This window comes from Actinoallomurus sp. NPDC050550, assembly GCF_040655075.1.
Classification (GTDB): domain Bacteria; phylum Actinomycetota; class Actinomycetes; order Streptosporangiales; family Streptosporangiaceae; genus Actinoallomurus.
This window is the reverse complement of the sequence record NZ_JBFAJC010000024.1, coordinates 104,155-119,961: the sequence shown is the minus strand read 5'-3', so window position 1 is coordinate 119,961 and position 15,807 is coordinate 104,155. Positions and strand designations below refer to the sequence as shown.

The 15,807-nt window shown below is 70.7% G+C and carries 17 protein-coding genes; 10 read left to right on the top strand and 7 right to left on the bottom strand.

Annotated elements, in window-relative coordinates; translation table 11 throughout:
- Positions 1 to 42 precede the first annotated feature (42 nt).
- The 5 genes from AB0I04_RS29865 to AB0I04_RS29845 all read left to right on the top strand — a co-directional run bounded on the left by AB0I04_RS29865 (position 43) and on the right by AB0I04_RS29845 (position 4,527).
- A complete protein-coding gene (locus AB0I04_RS29865) occupies positions 43 to 828 on the top strand; it encodes a helix-turn-helix transcriptional regulator (RefSeq protein WP_360891562.1) in 786 nt (261 codons plus the stop codon).
- Positions 825 to 980 (top strand): DUF397 domain-containing protein, encoded by a 156-nt coding sequence (locus AB0I04_RS29860; RefSeq protein ID WP_360891560.1) that lies wholly within the window; start codon positions 825 to 827, stop codon positions 978 to 980. The genes AB0I04_RS29865 and AB0I04_RS29860 overlap by 4 nt, the downstream gene beginning before the upstream one ends.
- A 120-nt stretch (positions 981 to 1,100) precedes the next feature.
- On the top strand, positions 1,101 to 2,081 hold the full coding sequence (locus AB0I04_RS29855; protein WP_360891557.1) for an ABC transporter permease: 981 nt from the start codon (positions 1,101 to 1,103) through the stop codon (positions 2,079 to 2,081).
- The gene (locus AB0I04_RS29850) at positions 2,078 to 2,881 is read left to right on the top strand and encodes an ABC transporter permease (RefSeq protein ID WP_360891554.1); all 804 of its coding nucleotides are present in this window, start codon (positions 2,078 to 2,080) and stop codon (positions 2,879 to 2,881) included. The genes AB0I04_RS29855 and AB0I04_RS29850 overlap by 4 nt, the downstream gene beginning before the upstream one ends.
- The gene (locus tag AB0I04_RS29845) at positions 2,878 to 4,527 is read left to right on the top strand and encodes an ABC transporter family substrate-binding protein (RefSeq protein ID WP_360891551.1); all 1,650 of its coding nucleotides are present in this window, start codon (positions 2,878 to 2,880) and stop codon (positions 4,525 to 4,527) included. The genes AB0I04_RS29850 and AB0I04_RS29845 overlap by 4 nt, the downstream gene beginning before the upstream one ends.
- 42 nt (positions 4,528 to 4,569) lie before the next feature.
- Here the strand turns inward: AB0I04_RS29845 and AB0I04_RS29840 are convergent, their stop codons facing one another.
- Together AB0I04_RS29840 and AB0I04_RS29835 are read right to left on the bottom strand one after the other, a co-directional pair.
- Positions 4,570 to 4,848 carry a type II toxin-antitoxin system RelE/ParE family toxin gene (locus AB0I04_RS29840; protein ID WP_360891548.1) on the bottom strand — a complete coding sequence of 93 codons (279 nt, stop codon included), beginning with the start codon at positions 4,846 to 4,848 and terminating at the stop codon, positions 4,570 to 4,572.
- 4 nt (positions 4,849 to 4,852) lie between these two features.
- Positions 4,853 to 5,134, bottom strand: a complete 282-nt coding sequence (locus AB0I04_RS29835; protein WP_360891546.1) for a type II toxin-antitoxin system Phd/YefM family antitoxin — start codon at positions 5,132 to 5,134, stop codon at positions 4,853 to 4,855.
- Positions 5,135 to 5,384: 250 nt separating this feature from the next.
- Between AB0I04_RS29835 and AB0I04_RS29830 the strand changes: the two genes are divergently transcribed.
- The 4 genes from AB0I04_RS29830 (at position 5,385) to AB0I04_RS29815 (ending at position 8,059) form a co-directional block, all read left to right on the top strand.
- Positions 5,385 to 5,975 (top strand): class I SAM-dependent methyltransferase, encoded by a 591-nt coding sequence (locus AB0I04_RS29830; protein ID WP_360891543.1) that lies wholly within the window; start codon positions 5,385 to 5,387, stop codon positions 5,973 to 5,975.
- Between the two features lie 206 nt (positions 5,976 to 6,181).
- Positions 6,182 to 7,135, top strand: a complete 954-nt coding sequence (locus tag AB0I04_RS29825) for a GNAT family N-acetyltransferase (RefSeq protein WP_360891540.1) — start codon at positions 6,182 to 6,184, stop codon at positions 7,133 to 7,135.
- 184 nt (positions 7,136 to 7,319) lie between these two features.
- Entirely contained in the window at positions 7,320 to 7,652 is a 333-nt protein-coding gene (locus AB0I04_RS29820; RefSeq protein ID WP_360891537.1) for a hypothetical protein, read from the top strand.
- Between the two features lie 68 nt (positions 7,653 to 7,720).
- Positions 7,721 to 8,059 carry a hypothetical protein gene (locus AB0I04_RS29815; RefSeq protein WP_360891534.1) on the top strand — a complete coding sequence of 113 codons (339 nt, stop codon included), beginning with the start codon at positions 7,721 to 7,723 and terminating at the stop codon, positions 8,057 to 8,059.
- Positions 8,060 to 8,176: 117 nt separating this feature from the next.
- Here the strand turns inward: AB0I04_RS29815 and AB0I04_RS29810 are convergent, their stop codons facing one another.
- The 3 genes from AB0I04_RS29810 to AB0I04_RS29800 all read right to left on the bottom strand — a co-directional run bounded on the left by AB0I04_RS29810 (position 8,177) and on the right by AB0I04_RS29800 (position 12,542).
- Positions 8,177 to 10,369, bottom strand: coding sequence for a glycosyltransferase family 39 protein (locus AB0I04_RS29810; protein ID WP_360891532.1), 2,193 nt, complete (start codon positions 10,367 to 10,369; stop codon positions 8,177 to 8,179).
- Complete coding sequence (locus AB0I04_RS29805) at positions 10,366 to 11,679, bottom strand: bifunctional glycosyltransferase family 2/GtrA family protein (RefSeq protein ID WP_360891529.1); 1,314 nt, start codon at positions 11,677 to 11,679, stop codon at positions 10,366 to 10,368. The genes AB0I04_RS29810 and AB0I04_RS29805 overlap by 4 nt, the downstream gene beginning before the upstream one ends.
- Before the next feature lie 137 nt (positions 11,680 to 11,816).
- Entirely contained in the window at positions 11,817 to 12,542 is a 726-nt protein-coding gene (locus tag AB0I04_RS29800; protein ID WP_360891527.1) for an alpha/beta fold hydrolase, read from the bottom strand.
- A gap of 132 nt (positions 12,543 to 12,674) precedes the next feature.
- Here AB0I04_RS29800 and AB0I04_RS29795 point away from each other — a divergent pair, with 132 nt between their 5' ends.
- On the top strand, positions 12,675 to 13,577 hold the full coding sequence (locus AB0I04_RS29795; RefSeq protein WP_360891524.1) for a helix-turn-helix transcriptional regulator: 903 nt from the start codon (positions 12,675 to 12,677) through the stop codon (positions 13,575 to 13,577).
- On the opposite strand, the gene AB0I04_RS29790 is transcribed toward AB0I04_RS29795, so the two are convergent.
- Both AB0I04_RS29790 and AB0I04_RS29785 read right to left on the bottom strand, forming a co-directional pair.
- The gene (locus tag AB0I04_RS29790) at positions 13,574 to 15,070 is read right to left on the bottom strand and encodes a HAMP domain-containing sensor histidine kinase (protein ID WP_360891521.1); all 1,497 of its coding nucleotides are present in this window, start codon (positions 15,068 to 15,070) and stop codon (positions 13,574 to 13,576) included. The two genes, AB0I04_RS29795 and AB0I04_RS29790, sit on opposite strands and share 4 nt — an antisense overlap.
- Positions 15,067 to 15,744 (bottom strand): response regulator transcription factor, encoded by a 678-nt coding sequence (locus AB0I04_RS29785; protein ID WP_360891518.1) that lies wholly within the window; start codon positions 15,742 to 15,744, stop codon positions 15,067 to 15,069. Before AB0I04_RS29785 ends, AB0I04_RS29790 begins: the two co-directional genes overlap by 4 nt.
- Positions 15,745 to 15,807 lie beyond the last annotated feature (63 nt).

Here is a 15,807-nt window from a genome sequence, read left to right as displayed (position 1 = left end):
GGTTGTGAGGGAGCTGTGAGGTTCAATGATGGTCGTACCTGGTTGGAGTACTTCGCCGCTGAGTTACGTTCATGGCGTGAGTATCGGAAGCTGAGCCAGCTTCAGCTGGCTCAGGCGATCAATTATTCGGAGTCCGCCGTCGGGATGGTGGAGACCGCGCGACGGAAACCGAAAACCGACTTCGTAAAGCGGTGCGATGACGCCCTGGAAACAGGTGGGGCGCTCAAGCGGCTGCTGAAAGAACTCGTCGAACGTGAGTTGATCCCGGACTGGCTCGACCGATGGAGAATCATCGAAGAACAGGCGACCGCCCTCAACTGGTTCGAGGCGCTCCTCGTCCCGGGGCTGCTGCAGACCCCCGACTACGCCCGCGCGGTGTTCGAGAAGAGCGGCCAGCCGGCGTCGCTGGACATCGAGACGCAGGTGCGGACCCGGCTGGAACGCCAGCGGATCCTCACCCGCGACGACCCGCCGATGTTCGTCGCGGTGGTGGACGAGGGCGTTCTCCACCGGGCCATCGGCGGGCCGACGGTCATGCGCGAGCAGCTCATGCACCTCGTCGAGCTGTGCGAGACGCGCTCGGACATCGTCGTGCAGGTGATCCCCACGGATGCCGGCGCCTACGCCGGCCTGGCCGGGCCCTTCGTCATCGCCACGATGGACGGAGACGAGTTCGTCTACCTCGACACCGCGCTGTACGGCCAGCTGGCCGAGAGCGCGGAGGACCTGGCGATCGTGAAACGGATGTGGGAGTGCCTCCGCGCCGAGGCGCTCCCGCGGCAGGCATCTCTCAACCTCATCAAGGAAGTGGCCAAGAAATGGACGTGAACTGGCGAAAGTCCACCCGGAGCAGCGGCAATGGCGGCGCGTGCGTCGAAGTGGCGACGTGGCGCAAGTCCGCCCGCAGCGGCGGCAACGGCGGTAACTGCGTCGAAGTGGCGTGCGTGACCGCGCGCCGGGCCGCCGACCGTAGGAGCTGAGGCAACGGCGGGTGGGGCGACGGCCCCACCCGCCGTTCCGGACATCTCGGCAACCTCCTGCGCGAAGAGTGATGAGTCGATAACTTTTCGTGGTCGGGTCGATTCGCGGAGGAGGTGTCCATGGCGGGCGTTCTGCTGCGCAGACTGGCCGGTCAGGCGCTCCTCGTCACCGTCGCGATCGGTCTCGCCTACCTCCTCGCCGCCACGGCGCTCGATCCCCGGGCCGAGCTGGAGGCGCACAATCCGCCTCCGCCGCCTTCCGTCGTCGACAAACGGCTCGACGAGCTCAACGCGAACGACCGGACCCCGCTGCTCACGCGGTTCGTCACCTGGGCCTCCGGAGTGCCGCGCGGCGACCTCGGCATCACCCTGGACGGCGCTCCGGCCGAGGCCGAGACGCGCCGCCGGATCGGCGCCAGCCTGCGCCTGCTGCCGGCGGGCGTGCTCCTGGGCAACCTCCTCGGGGCCGCGCTCGGTGTCGTCGGCGCGTTCGACCGGCACGTCGTCCTCGACCGCCTGGTCACGGCCGGCACCTTCACGGTCCTCGCGATTCCCCTCGTCGCCCTCGCCGTCCTGGCCCAGGCGGCGGCGCAGTGGGCGAACTCCCGCACCGGGACCAGGATCTTCGCCTGGACGGGGGAGTACACCCCCGGCGTCGCGGGCGGATCCCCGCACCACCTCGCCGAGCGCCTCCAGCACCTCGTGCTGCCGACACTGACGATCGCGCTCGGCCGGGCGCCCGTCGTCGGCCGTTACCTTCGCGGCACCCTGCGGGACACCGCCGACGCCGCCTTCGTCCGGGCCGCCGTCGCCAAGGGACTGACCCGCCGCAGAGCGCTGACCCGGCACGCGCTGCGCGTCGCGGTGATCCCCGTGGTCCCGATGTCGGCGTACGGGTGCGCGACCCTTCTCGCGGGAGCGGCGTGCACCGAGAAGGTCTTCGGCTGGCACGGCATGGGGGAGTGGCTGATCGACTCCATCCATCGCGGCGACGTCAACGCGGTCGCCGCGTACTGCTGCTTCGCCGCCGTCGTGGTCCTGTGCGCCGGGCTGCTGTCCGACCTCGCCGTCGCGGTCCTCGACCCGAGGGCCCGCGCGTGAGGACGTACGGACGGCCGCTGGCCGGGTTCGCGCTGCTCGCCCTGCTCGGGATCCTCGCCGGCGCCGGGCCGTACCTCACCCGGTGGAGCTGGACGGACGTCGACGTCACCGCGTTCGGCGATCCGCCATCGGCGGATCACTGGCTCGGAACGACGGCGAGCGGCCGGGACATGTACGCGGTCGCGCTGCGCGCCCTTCGCCGGTCGCTGATCACCGGCCTGCTCGTGGCGTCGGGCGCGACGATTCTGGCCGCGATCACGGGTGCAGTCGCCGGATACCTCGGCGGGTGGGCCGATCGCCTCCTGCTGTGGACCACCGATCTGCTGCTGGTGTTCCCGCCGTTCCTGGTGGCGGCGGTGGCGTCCCGGGAGTTCACCGGCCAGGTCGCGACCGCCCTCCTGTTGACCGGCCTGATGTGGATGATGACGGCGCGGGCGGTCCGGGCCGCGACGCGCTCCCTGCGCGACGAGGGGTACGTCCTCGCGGCACGCCAGCTGGGCGCGTCGGCGCAGAGGATCGTCCTCCGCCACCTGCTGCCGAATCTGACGTCGCTGTTGCTCGCCGACGCCACGCTGAACACCGGCGCGGCCGTCGTCGGCGAGTCTGGCCTGTCCTACTTCGGCTTCGGGGTCCGCCCGCCGGACGTCTCCCTGGGCACGCTCCTCGCCGACGGAGCCCCGGCCGCCACGGTCTTCCCATGGCTGTTCCTGCCCCCGGTGATCCTGCTGATCGCCACGCTGCTCGCCGTCGACCTGGCCGGCGCCGGGCTGCGCGGCGCGTCGTTCCAGGAGCGTGGATGACGCTCATCCGACTCGTGGCCGTCCTCATCGTCCTGAGCGGCTGTTCCGGCGCCCGTCCCGGCGCGCCGCCCGCCCTCGCCCCGTACGACATCGGCCCGGTGCCGCGTGCCGGCGTGCGGGAGGGCGGCACCCTCCGCCTGGCGACCGGGGAGTTCCGCACCCAGTGGAACTACTGGCATCTCGGCGGGCCGAACCTCGACGCGGTCACGGTCCTGCGCACGACGATGCCGTGGCTGTTCCGCAGCGACGCGAACGGCGCGGTCCGCCCCGACCCGGACTACCTGGCCGGCGCGCGGATCGCCCGGACGAGCCCGCATCAGGTCATCGTGTACGACATCAACCCGAAGGCCCGCTGGTCCGACGGCACGCCGATCGGTTACCGGGACTTCCAGTCCCTCTGGCGGGCGGTCCGCGGCCGGAACCCGGCCTTCCCGATCGCCACCTCCACCGGGTACGACCGGATCCGCGGCGTCGCACGCGGACGTGACGACCGGCAGGTCGTGGTGACCTTCGCCCGGCCGTTCGGCGAATGGCGCGAACTCTTCAGTCCCCTCTACCCGGCCGGGACCATCGGCACGCCGGACCGTTGGGACCACGCCTGGCTGAACCGGCTTCCCGTCACCGCGGGCCCCTTCCGGCTCGAACGGATCGATCGGACCGCCGAGGCCGTCACGGTCGTCCGCGATCCGGCCTGGTGGGGCGCCAGGCCGAAACTCGACCGGATCGTCTTCCGCCACCTCGCCCGCGACGCCATGCCCGGTGCCCTGCTGAGCGGTGAGATCGACGGCTTCGACGCCGGCGCCGACGCCACCGCGTACCGGCGCGTCGCCGGGACCGCCGGCGTGTCGGTACGGCGGGCGGCCGGGCCGGACTTCGTCCAGCTCACCTTCAACGGCGCCGGCCCGGCGCTGTCGGACCCGGACGTGCGACGGGCGGTCGCGATGGCCATCGACCGCGCCGCCGTCGCCCGGTCGGCGCTGCGCGGCCTGGGCGGACGCGCCGACGTGATGAACGACCACGTGTACGTCAACACCCAGCAGGGCTACCGGGACAACGCCGGGCAGGTCGGGGCGTACGACCCCGGCGGGGCCCAGCGACTGCTCGACCGGGCGGGCTGGACACCGGCAGGGGGAGTGCGCCGGAAGAACGGCCGGATGCTGACCCTCCGCTATCTCTTCCCGGAGAGCGCGGCGATGAGCAGGCAGAGCGGCGAGCTGATCCAGGCGATGCTGCGTGAGGCCGGCGTGCGCCTGCTGCTCCGCCCGGTCCCCGACGGTGATTTCTTCGACCGGTACCTCGTGCCCGGCGGCTACGACGTCGCGCCCTTCACCTGGCACGACACGTCGTTCCCGATCTCGAACCTGGAGTCGGTGTACGCCCGGCCGCGCGGCGACGACGTGCGGCAGAACCTCGCCCGGATCGGCTCCGCCCGGCTGGACGGGACGCTCGCGCGGGCCGTCGGCGAACTCGACCCCGTACGGGCGCGGCGCGCGGCGAACGAGGCGGACCGGATGATCTGGGCCGAGGTCCACTCACTGCCGCTCTACCAGCGCCCGCAGATCGTCCCGGTCCGAAGCTCCCTCGCCAACTGGGGCGCCTTCGGCCTGTCCGACCCGGTCTGGACCGACATCGGGTTCCGGAAGTGACGCCACTTCGGGTGAGTGGAACTCCTGGATCCCCGGCAGGGCTCAAATGCGGCGGTATATCTCCCGGCGATTGCCGACGGCCAGAACCCACACGATCAGTTGACCATCCTCAATCGTGTAGATGACGCGGTAGTCCCCGACTCGCAGCCGCCACCGCGCGTTGTGACCTTGAAGGGACTTGATGTCGAAGGCGGTGGTGTCTCCGGCATCCAACGCCTTCTGAAGCTCGGTAAGCCGATGGAGGATCCGCACTGCTTCGCCGCGGGGAATCTTGAGCATGTCCCGCTGCGCGTGAGGGGTGAATCGCGTGACGTATCCCATTGGCTCACGCGTGGTGGTCTCGGAGCATGGCGGCCATCTCCTCGAGCGAGACGGAGCCTTCCGTACCCTCGGACTCCGCTTCGTCGGCCAGTTGGTTGAGCCACGACTCCTCGAGCTGCTCCGCGATGCGACGCAGGTGCTGGTATTCATCGATGTCGATCACCACGGCCTCCTGCTTGCCGCGCCGGGTGATGATGGTGGGGATCTCGTCTCGACGGGCTCGATCGATCACATCCGCGAAGTGGCTTCGGGCCTCCGCCATTGATTCGATCACCGGATCGCTCATGTCATGAATGTATCAGATGTACATGAAGCCAGCTGGTTGCGGGCCGAGATCGCAGGCGCGGGCGAGGGGAGACGACGCCCCTTGTCGGCTGGGGAGCCTTCGGTCTCAGCGACCCGGTCTGGACCGAAACGGCTTCCGGAAGTAGTCAGGTGGCAGGATCAGTTGCAGGAAGGGGGACGAAGCCTTGGAGCGATCAGGAGATCTCGCTGATGATCCCTTCGGCGGCCGCCGGCCGACCAGTCATGAACGGATGACGGGACTGCCCTGGGATGCGTCGTATCACGACGGCCCTGCGCCTTGGGACATCGGCCGGCCGCAGTCGGCGATTGTGCGTCTGGCGTCCGAAGGCGGATTCGCCGGAGCGGTGCTCGACGCAGGCTGCGGGACCGGCGAGAACGCTCTTCACATCGCCTCGCTGGGACTGCCGGTCCTGGGCGTCGACGTGGCTGAGACGGCACTGGCGATCGCCAGGGAGAAGGCCGACGACCGTGGGATCGAGGTCGAGTTCGCCACGGCGGACGCGTTCAGGCTGGAGCGTTTGGGACGCAGGTTCGAGACGGTGCTGGACTGCGGACTGTTTCACACCTTCGACGGTGACGAGCGCCCGGGATATGTGGCGAGCCTGGCGTCGGTGATCGCGCACGGTGGCACCCTGTACGTGTTGTGCTTCAGTGACGATGGCCCCGATGCCGGCCCGCACCCCGTCAGCGAGGAAGAGCTGAGAGCGGCGTTCGATCCCGGCCATGGATGGAGCGTCGCCACGATCGAACCGGACCGGATTCAGACGAGATACCACGACGACGGCGCACCTGCCTGGTTCGCGACGATCAACCGGATCTAGTGCTGTAGCAGGCAACGTTCGCCCTGCACGTAGTGTCGCGCGTCGGTCGATCTCCGCGGTCGACCGGCGTAAGCGAGGGACTTGGCTGCCCGGCCTGCCGCCTCGACGATGCGTTTCGCACGTTGTCCCAGTGCTGTTGACTGCCTCGATCGGCGGCCCCGGAAAACCTTTCGACGGCTTTGTGGGGTCCTGGCACAGTGGCGCCTATGGCGAACGTCGAGCTTGTGGCCGCCGTGGACGTGCAGCTCATGCAGGGTCTGGCGCAGCGTGTCACCGCCACCCGCCCGGACCTGGTGAACAGCGACGCCTCGTTCGGAGAGTTGGCCTGGAACTGGGGCAAGGGGTACGCAGGCGAGGGCGCGAGCTGGCGGCGTCGGCTGTGGTTCTCTGGCGGGGATCTGGTGGCGTGGGGCTGGGCCCATCTTCCGCGCCAGGTGAGGCGGAGTGACGGGTCGGTGAAGGACGTCACCGGCGCCTATCTGGCGTATCAGGTCCATCCCGACCACGCCGGGCTGGTCGACGAGGTGATCGACTGGTACGACGGTACGGCGGCGGGCATCGAGCGTACGGTGATGCCGGGCGCCGCCGATGAGTTCGCCCTGCGACGTTGGGCGGCGCACGGCTATGAGACCGACCCGGCCTCGCTCGGCGACGCCGGGTCCTGGACCCAGCTCAATGAGCGGGACCTCACCGACGTGGAACAGCCGGTACTGCCGGACGGATTCCGGTTCCGCACCGCCGACGAGGCCGGGCCGGAGGCCGCGGTCCAGGCCCATCTGGACGCCTGGTCTCTCTCGACCTACACGGCCGAGGGCTACCAGGGTGTCCGACAGACGGCGGGGTACCGCGGCGATCTGCACATCCTGGTGGAGGCGCCGGACGGGACGATGGCATCCTCGACGATCATGTGGCTCGACGAGGCGAACAAGACCGCTGAGTTCGAGCCGGTCGGGACGCATCCGGACTACCGGCATCGGGGGTTGGGAAGAGCGATGCTTCTGCATGGGATGCATCTGGCGCGGGCGGCCGGGGCCACTCATATGACGGTCGCCTGCCTGGGTGCGCCGGGGCATCCCCGGGCGCGCGGGCTGTACTACAGCGTCGGGTTCCGGGAGTTGTCGCGGGACGCGCCACTCATCAAAGCCAAGACCGCGCGCTGAGGGCTGGTTGTTCGGGTAGCCGCTGGTCAGGCCGCATTGGCCCGGGCGAACGCCCATCCGTCACGATGATCATGTAGTGAATTCGATGGGAGCCTTCCGGCGGATTTCGGGTATGCGCCTTCTGCGGCCCGGTGATCAACGTCAGCCGAGGCGGAGCGGGACTGCCGGTGATCGGTGAGTACGCGTGATGCGGAGGCTGGGGCGCGACTTTCGGCTGCTGTGGGCGGGGCAGACGATCAGTCTGGCCGGTGACCAGGTCGCCACGCTGGCGGTTCCCAGCATCGCGATTCTGGTGCTCCACGCTGGCGGGTGGCAGGTAGGCCTGCTCACCGCCATCGGGTACATCGCCTGCCCACTGCTGGGCCCGTTCGCCGGGGTGGCCGCCGACCGGTATCGGCGCCGCCGGATCCTGATCGCCTGTGACCTGGTACGGCTGGTGGTCTTCGCCACGGTCGCGGCGGCCTCGGCCACCGGCCGGATCGACTACCTGTCGCCGTGTCCTTCGCCGCCTCACTGACCGGGCTGTCGCTCATCACCACCCGAGAACCTGCCCGCCATCACCGGCCCCCGGCGCCGGGAGAGGCATTGAGACAAGGACTCGGTCACGTCTGGCATCACCCGGTGCTGCGCCACACCACGCTGGCCGCGGCCACCCGCAACCTCGGCATGACCATGGTCAGGACCGCACTGCTGCTGTTCGCCTATCAGGACCTGCGCCTCTCGGCCGCGGTGACCGGCACGATCCTGGCGGCGGGCACCGCCGCCGCCTTGCTGGGCGCGGTGGGCGCCCGCCGGCTCGCCGCCCGCATCGGACTGAGCCGCACGCTCAGCGCCGCCACCAGCGCCTCAGCCGTCTGGTGGCTACGCGCGCCCTCCATCAGCCGCCTGACCGACCACCACCCTGCCTCCTCCACCACGAGTTGAGCCGAGCGAGTCGTGGCCTCGGCCCTTCTGCCGACAGGGCGCGCGGTGGACGCTTGGCGCTGGGAGCCGGTGGTCGCGGGCCCGGGAGCGGGGAGACGCCCGGGCCCGCGATGTCCCTTAACCGCAGCGGTAGAGGGACGACCCGGTGGTCTGCGTAGAACCGCTCGCGGTCGAGGCGCCGTACTCCGAGGGCTGCACGGCGGTGCAGTTCTTCGTGACCCAGGAGGTCACGTCCGAGTTGCCTCCGCCGGGACCGCCTCGTCCGCCGAAGCCGCCGCCGGTCATCACGTAGTGCAGCTTTCCAACCTTGACCAGCTCCTGGAGCTTCTGCACGGTCATCGCCTTGTCGCTGCCGACGAAGCCGAACATGGAGATCGCCGGCCGGCCCGTCTGCAGGATGATCGACGCGGCGCTCTGCGAGTTGCTGACCGCGACGAGCCAGGTGGCGCCGCCCTGGTTCTTCTCCAGGTAGGAGATCATCTGCGAGCTGAGCTCACCGCCCATCCCCGGACCGCCCCCGCCGGGGCCGCCCTGCCGCCCGTTCCGGCCACCGGGCATTTGACCACCGGGCATCTGCCCGGCGCCGCCCTGACCGCCCGTGTTGCCTTGTCCGCCGGAGCCGCTCGGAGCGCCCGGGAAGCCGCCGCCGGGGAAGCCACCACCCGGGAAACCGCCTCCGGGGAAGCCGCCGCCCTCCTCGAACCTCTTCCGGATCTCGGCCGGGATCTGCCCGCCGCCCGGCATTCCGCCGCGCATGCCCGGGAAGCCCATGCCGCCCGAGTTCGGGCCGGCGGTCGGGTTGCTCCCGTTCGTGCGGCCGCCGGCGGCGGACACCGCGAAGGCCGCCGGTCCGGCGAGCCCGGCCACCAGGCCGATGACGCCCGCCAGGACGCCGAAGCGGGCGAGCGTGCCCGGGCCGAGACGCGCGGCGAGCAGGCCGATCACGGCGACCACGGTCAGGCCGGCGACCGTCCAGGCGAGCCACGGGTTCCAGTTCGGAGTGCGCCGCAGGAGGGTGAACGCCCACGCGCCGGTGACCGCGAGGCCGGCGGGCAGGACCCAGGTCCAGGCCCCGCCGCCCCGGTACGCGCGGGTCAGCTCGACGGCGCCGATCCCGACCAGGGCGGCGATCGCCGGGGTCATGGCGGTCGTGTAGTAGGGGTGCATGATGCCGCTCGCGAAGCTGAACACCACGAAGTGGAGGGCCAGCCAGCCGCCCCACATCACCAGGGCCGCGCGCGCCAGGTCCGTACGAGGCCGCTTCCAGTACAGGACCAGGCCGCCGACCAGGACGAGCGCGGCGAGCGGCAGTAGCCAGGAGATCTGGCCGCCGAGGACCTCGTTGAACATGCGCCCGATGCCGGACTGACCGGAGAAACCGGGCCCGCCGCCTCCACCGCGCCCGCCTCCGCCGGGGCCACCGCCTCCGCCGGGGCCGCCGCCCTCATTGCCGGTGATCCGGCCGATGCCGTTGTAGCCGATGATGAGGTCCCAGGCGGTGCCGTCCGTGCTGCCGCCGATGTAGGGCCGCTTGCTCGCGGGGATCAGGTCGACGATGATCGTCCACCAGAGGCTCGACACCGCGAGGACGACTCCGGCGGCGAGCAGGTGCCCGATTCGGCGGAGCCACCCGCCCTGGGCGAACAGCAGGTATACCAGTGCCAGCGCGGGCAGCAGGATGTACGCCTGCAGCATCTTGGTGTTGAAACCGCAGCCGATGAAGAACGCCGAGGCGAGCAGCCAGCGCAGTCTCCCGGACTCCAGCGCCCGCTGGCAGGCCCACGCGGAGAGGGCCAGCAGCAGGACGAGGAGTGTGTCCGGGTTGTTGTCCCGGTTGATCGCCACGGTGATCGGCGTCAGCGTCATGACCAGCGCGGCGATAACGCCCGCGACCGGTCCGAAGGCGCGCCGGACCGTGGCGTACACGACGGCGACCGCCGCGACGCCCATGATGACTTCGGGCAGCAGCAGGCTCCACGTTCCGAATCCGATGATCCGGGCGAAGATCTCCTGAACCCACAGGGCCATCGGCGGCTTGTCCACCGTGATGAAGGACGCGGAGTCCAGCGAGCCGAAGAAGAACGCCTTCCAGCTCTGGGCGCCGCTCTTGACGGCCGCGGAGTAGAAGCTGTTGGCGTAGCCGCCCGCCGACAGCCCCCAGCCGTACAGCGCGGCGGCCAGCGCGAGGACGGCCCACAGGGCGGGACGGGTCCACGCGGGGTCACCCGTGGGGCCGAGTGCGAGACGGCCGAGCCGGTTTCTGGGCGGCGCCTGCGGCGCGCCGGTGGGTTCGGACAGTTGGGTGGTCAACGGGACTGCTCCTGCATGACGGGCTCCGTCTCCTCGGCGGCGCGGCGCGGGTGGAAGACCCAGGCGCGCAGCAGGACGAAGCGTATGACGGCGGCGAACAGGTTGAGCGCGAACAGGGCGCCGACCTCGGCCAGGCGCGGGGCGTTCGGCGCGACGGTGTCGAAGATGGCCAGGCCGGCGGTGCTGACGACGAGGCCGACGAGGAACGCGACGCCGCCTTCGAGCTGGTGCCGTACGGCGCTTCGCCGCCCGCGTACGCGGAAGGTGAACCGGCGGTTCGCGGCGGTGTTGGCGATGGCCGCGAGGAAGTACGAGACGACGTTGGCTGCGATGACCGGCATGAAGAAGCGCAGCAGCGCGTACAGCGCGAGCTGGGCGACGGTGCTGATGACCCCGATGACCGCGAAGCTCGGCAGCTGCCGGCGCATGCCGGTCGGCAGTTGCGCGTCCCGCGTACGTGCGGGGACCGGCACGTTGAAGGCCCCGGAGAGGACCCGGCGGGCCACGCGCGCCATGCCGCGCAGATCGTCCGCTGCCGTACGGACGACGTCGACCCGGCTGTCCGGGTCGTCCACCCAGTCCACGGGCACCTCGTGGATCCGCAGGCCGTTCCGTTCGGCGAGCAGCAGCAGCTCGGTGTCGAAGAACCAGGCCTCGTCCTCCACCGCGGGCAGCAGCGCCCGCACGATCTCGGTACGTCCGGCCTTGAACCCGCACTGCGCGTCGGAGAAGCGCGCGGCGAGCGTCGTACGCAGAAGGAGGTTGTACGTGCGGGAGATGAACTCTCGCTTCGGACCCCGGACGACGGCGGAACCCCGGGACAGGCGGGTCCCGATCGCCAGGTCGCTGTGGCCGGACACCAGCGGCGCGATCAGGGGCAGGAAGGCGTGCAGGTCGGTGGACAGGTCCACGTCCATGTAGGCGACCACGTCGGCGACACTGGTGCTCCACACGTGCCGGAGTGCCCGGCCGCGTCCCTTCCGGTCCAGGTGCACGGCGTCGACCTCGGCGATCTCCAGGGCCAGGTGCTCGGCGACCTCCCAGGTCCCGTCGGTGCTCGCGTTGTCGGCGATCGTGATCACGAAGCGGTACGGGAACGTCTCGCGCAGGTAGGCGTGCAGCCGGCGCACGCTGGCCGCCAGCACGTGCGCCTCGTTGTAGACGGGGATGGCGACCTCGATGAGCGGGTCGCGGGGTTCTTCGTCGATGATTCCCGGGGGCTGCCCCAGGGGGCCGCGCCGGGAGCGCGCGGTCTCGCCGCGCCCCGGCCCGGACCCCGGAAGATCCACGGAAGTCGTCAGCTCGCTCATGCTGACCAAGCTCGCGACTCATCGTGGGAGCCGCCTGAGCCGTTTCTTAAGCGCAGATGAGAAACCGGGTGCGCCGAATTCGGCGCGCGGCGATGCCCCGGCCTCGGCCATCTCGACCGACCACATCGGTGCGCAGGTCAGCCGAGCTTGAGCAGTAGCTCGGTGAGCTCGACCGGCATGGTGATCATGCAGTCGTGGCCGGTTTCCAATTCCCAGACCTGTGCCGGGGAACCGTTGGGCTGTGTCGCGGGGACGGGTCGCCGGACAATGCCTTCCGGCTTGCCGACAGTGCAGTGGATGTGCGTCCGCGGGATCGTGTTCACGGCCGGGTTGTCCAGTCGGACCGGTTGCTGGAGGCAGCGCACCGGCTGATCCGACAGCATCGTGCGCAGCCAGGCGACGTCCGCCGGGTCGGTGACCCCGAACAGGCCTGAGGGCGGCGGCATCTCGGGCAGCGGCGGAACCCGCCAGCCACTGTCGGACTTCACGGCGAGGTCGATCAGGTCCTGGGTCATGGGCATCACGTCGGCCGCGCTCTCGCCGTCCTCCGGGACCATCGCGTCGAGGTAGACCAAGTGAGCGATCCGCTCCGGGACCTGGTTGGCCACGGACGAGATGACCAGCCCGGCGTAGCTGTGTCCCACGAGTATCACCTCGGTGAGGTCTTCCTCGATGATCAGCCGAACGACATCGTCGACGTGCGTGTCAAGCCCTACCTCGGGGGTGAGCAGGTGCGCCTTGTCGCCGTAGCCGGTCAGGGAGGGCGTGAACACCGGATGTCCGGCCGAGGCCAGCAGCGGGACCACCCGCTCCCAGCACTGTCCACTGTGCCAGGCGCCGTGTACCAGCAGAAATGTCGACATGGTTACGCTCCTTGCTGTGCTTGTCCGCGTCGGACCAGGCTGCCGCCCGGCCTCTGACCGGGCCAGGGCCCCCGCGATCCTGGGGGTGACAGGACCAGGCACGCGCGCGACCGGGCGAATTACAGTGCGGAGATGACCGGCGAACCGAACCCGCTGGGCGACTACGTGCGCGCCCGCCGTGAGCTCGTCACCCCTGAACAGGTCGGTATCCCCGTTTCGGGGGCACGGCGCGTGCCGGGCCTGCGCCGGGAAGAGGTCGCGATGCTCGCCGGCATCAGTGCCGACTACTACCTGCGCCTGGAACAGGGCCGCGACCGCAATCCATCCGTGCAGGTCCTCGAGTCCCTCGCCCGCGCGCTGCAGCTCGACGACGACGCGACGGCATACCTGCTACGCCTTGGCGCCGACAGGCCCCAACGGCGCCGGCGCCGGGCCCGGAAGGAGACCGTCCCTCCCGGGATCGTCAAGCTCGTCGCCACGCTTCCGTTGCCCGCGCTGGTCGAGGGCCGCTACTTCGACGTTCTCGCTGTCAACGCCTTGGCGACCGCTCTGTCACCGCGCTTCGCGGTGGGAGCCAACCGCCTGCGGGACCTGTTCCTCGACCCCGCCGAGCAGGCCCTCTACCAGGACTGGGAGAAGGCCGGCGCGGGCATGGTCGCCGGCTTCCGCGAGTCCGTCGGCACCGACACCGACGACCCCCGATTCATCGAGCTCGTCGGCGAGCTCTCCCTGGCCAGTCCCCGCTTCAGCCGTCTCTGGGCCCGTCACGACGTCGAGGCGTGCGAAGGCGCACCTAAACACATCGACCATCCCCAGGTCGGTCGCCTCCGGTTGAACCGGGAGAGGCTGGGGATCGACGGCACGGCAGGCCAGACGCTCGTCGTCTACCACCCGGACCCCGGCACTGACAGCGCCGACAAACTGGCACTCCTCGCCTCCGCCGTACAGACACCGGCTGGGCCTCAAGCCACAACCGAACAGGCACGAGCGGATACCGACCTACCGGACGCGGTGCACGGACGCCTTCGGCCCTAGCGCCGGACGTCTTCCCCGCCGGCGCGGTCGCCCGAGTTCGCGGCGCCGACCCACGGCTCGTCGTCGTCCGGTTCCGCGCCGTCCAGTGGCGCCGCGTGGCCTGGCAGGCGGAGCCAGGCCAGGGTGCCGCCGCCGTCCGCGGGGCCCAGCCGGACCTCGCCGCGGGCCTCGGCGACCGCGCGGGCGACGATCGCCAGGCCCAGGCCCGAGCCGGGCAGGCCACGGGCGGACGGGGAGCGCCAGAAGCGGTCGAAGACGTACGGCAGGTCTTCGGGCGGGATGCCCGGACCGTCGTCTCGTACGGTGAGCTCGCCGCCGTCCAGCCGTACGGCGATGGTGCCGTCCGGCGGGCTGAACTTCACGGCGTTGTCGAGGAGGTTCACCACCGCCCGCTCGAGGGAGGGGGCGTCGCCGCGGACGTACCAGGGGGAGGCGACCGCGTCGACGTTCAGGCCGGGACCGCGCAGCCGCGCGCGGCGTACGGCCTTGTCGACGACCTCGTGCAGGGGGACGTCCTCTTCGACCCGGACGCCGGTGGCGGACTCGGGCCGGGACAGGTCGAGCAGGTCGCCGACCAGGTGGGACAGCTCGAGCAACTGTGCCTTGACGTTGGTGAGGAGCTTCTGCTTGTCGGCGGCGGGCAGCGGCCGGCCGGTGGTCTCGCTGCGCAGCATCAGGTCGATATTGGTGCGCAGGCTGGTCAGCGGCGTGCGCAGCTCGTGCCCGGCGTCGACGATCAGCTGCTGCTGGCGTTCGCGGGCGCTGGCCAGGGCGCGGGTCATGCTGTTGAACGACCGGCTCAGCCGGGCGATCTCGTCGTGCCCGTCGGCGGGGATGGTGGTGGCCAGGTCCTCGGTGCGGGCGATGTGCTCCACCGCGTCGGTGAGCCGGTCCACCGGCCGCAGCCCCGCGCGGGCGATGAGCAGGCCGGCGGTGGCCGCGCCGACCACGCCGACGGCGGACACGATGACCAGCACCACGGCGAGGCTGTCCAGCTTCTCGTTGACCGGGCCCAGCGGCTTGGCGATGGACACCGCCGCCCCGCCGTCCGGGTCGTGCCGGGTGAAGACCCGCATGGCGACGCCGCTCTCGGTGTGGCCGTCGCGGTAGACCAGGTCGCGCTGGCCGCGGGCGACCTCCAGGTCGCCGGCCGACCGGACCAGCGGGTCGGTGGTGTCCTGCGGGCTGCAGGAGGTGCCGTTGGACCACACCACCTGCACCGTCGGCAGGAAGTCCCGGAACCGGTCGTTGCCGCCCCGTGCCGGCTGCCGGCAGATGTCCGCGACCGAGCCGGTGTCCCTGCGCGGCGGGCCGGGGCGGGCTCCCGGCGGCCCGAAGCCGACGTTCGGCCCTGAGAGGGACTGGTCGAGCTGTTCGATGAGCTGCTTGTGGACGATGAACCAGCAGCCGAGGGCGCAGGCCGCGACCGCGACGGCGACGGCGAGGCTCGTCAGCACGGCCAGCCGGGCGCGCAGCGACAATCGCTTGATCATGGTTCCCGCAGGACGTATCCGACGCCGCGTACGGTGTGGATGAGGCGCGGATCGCCCATCTTTCGCCGCAGGTACATCACGTAGACGTCGAGGGAGTTGGACGCGGGCTCGAAGTCGAAGCCCCACACCGTCTCGAGGATCTGCTCGCGGGTGAGCACCTGGCGCGGGTGCGACAGGAACATCTCCAGGAGGGTGTACTCCGTGCGGGTCAGGTCGAGGCCGCGGCCGTCGCGGGTGACCTCCCGGGTGAGGGTGTTCATCCGGATGCCGGCGTACTCCATGACGTCGCCGGGGTCCGCCGAGCGTGTGGTGAGCACGCTGCGCCGCAGCAGCGCGCGGACCCGGGCGAGGAGCTCGTCGAGCTCGAACGGCTTGACGAGGTAGTCGTCGGCGCCCGCGTCGAGGCCGGTGACCCGGTCGCCGATGGTGTCCCGGGCGGTCAGCATGAGCACGGGGACGGCCTCTCCCCGGGCACGGAGCCGTCGGCAGGTGGTGAGGCCGTCGAGACGGGGCATGAGGATGTCGAGCAGGATGAGGTCGGGCTTGACGGCGTCCAGCTTCTCCAGGGCGTCAAGCCCGTCGACGGCGGTCTCGACCTCGTAGTCCTCGAAGGCGAGGCTGCTGGCGAGCGACTCTCGGACGGCGGGTTCGTCGTCCACGACCAGGATGCGCACGATCCGACGGTACCGGGGGTCAGCGGGTGGGCGACCGGCGCGGCCGGTGACGGGACGTATTTC

What these genes read in the sequence shown, in the direction of transcription:
- AB0I04_RS29835 (WP_360891546.1), bottom strand. Translation starts at nt 5,134, where the DNA reads ATGAGCGATCCGGTGATCGAATCAATGGCGGAGGCCCGAAGCCACTTC.
- AB0I04_RS29800 (WP_360891527.1), bottom strand. Translation starts at nt 12,542, where the DNA reads ATGTCGACATTTCTGCTGGTACACGGCGCCTGGCACAGTGGACAGTGC.
- AB0I04_RS29855 (WP_360891557.1), top strand. Translation starts at nt 1,101, where the DNA reads ATGGCGGGCGTTCTGCTGCGCAGACTGGCCGGTCAGGCGCTCCTCGTC.
- AB0I04_RS29790 (WP_360891521.1), bottom strand. Translation starts at nt 15,070, where the DNA reads ATGATCAAGCGATTGTCGCTGCGCGCCCGGCTGGCCGTGCTGACGAGC.
- AB0I04_RS29795 (WP_360891524.1), top strand. Translation starts at nt 12,675, where the DNA reads ATGACCGGCGAACCGAACCCGCTGGGCGACTACGTGCGCGCCCGCCGT.
- AB0I04_RS29840 (WP_360891548.1), bottom strand. Translation starts at nt 4,848, where the DNA reads ATGGGATACGTCACGCGATTCACCCCTCACGCGCAGCGGGACATGCTC.
- AB0I04_RS29830 (WP_360891543.1), top strand. Translation starts at nt 5,385, where the DNA reads ATGACGGGACTGCCCTGGGATGCGTCGTATCACGACGGCCCTGCGCCT.
- AB0I04_RS29845 (WP_360891551.1), top strand. Translation starts at nt 2,878, where the DNA reads ATGACGCTCATCCGACTCGTGGCCGTCCTCATCGTCCTGAGCGGCTGT.
- AB0I04_RS29805 (WP_360891529.1), bottom strand. Translation starts at nt 11,679, where the DNA reads ATGAGCGAGCTGACGACTTCCGTGGATCTTCCGGGGTCCGGGCCGGGG.
- AB0I04_RS29825 (WP_360891540.1), top strand. Translation starts at nt 6,182, where the DNA reads ATGGCGAACGTCGAGCTTGTGGCCGCCGTGGACGTGCAGCTCATGCAG.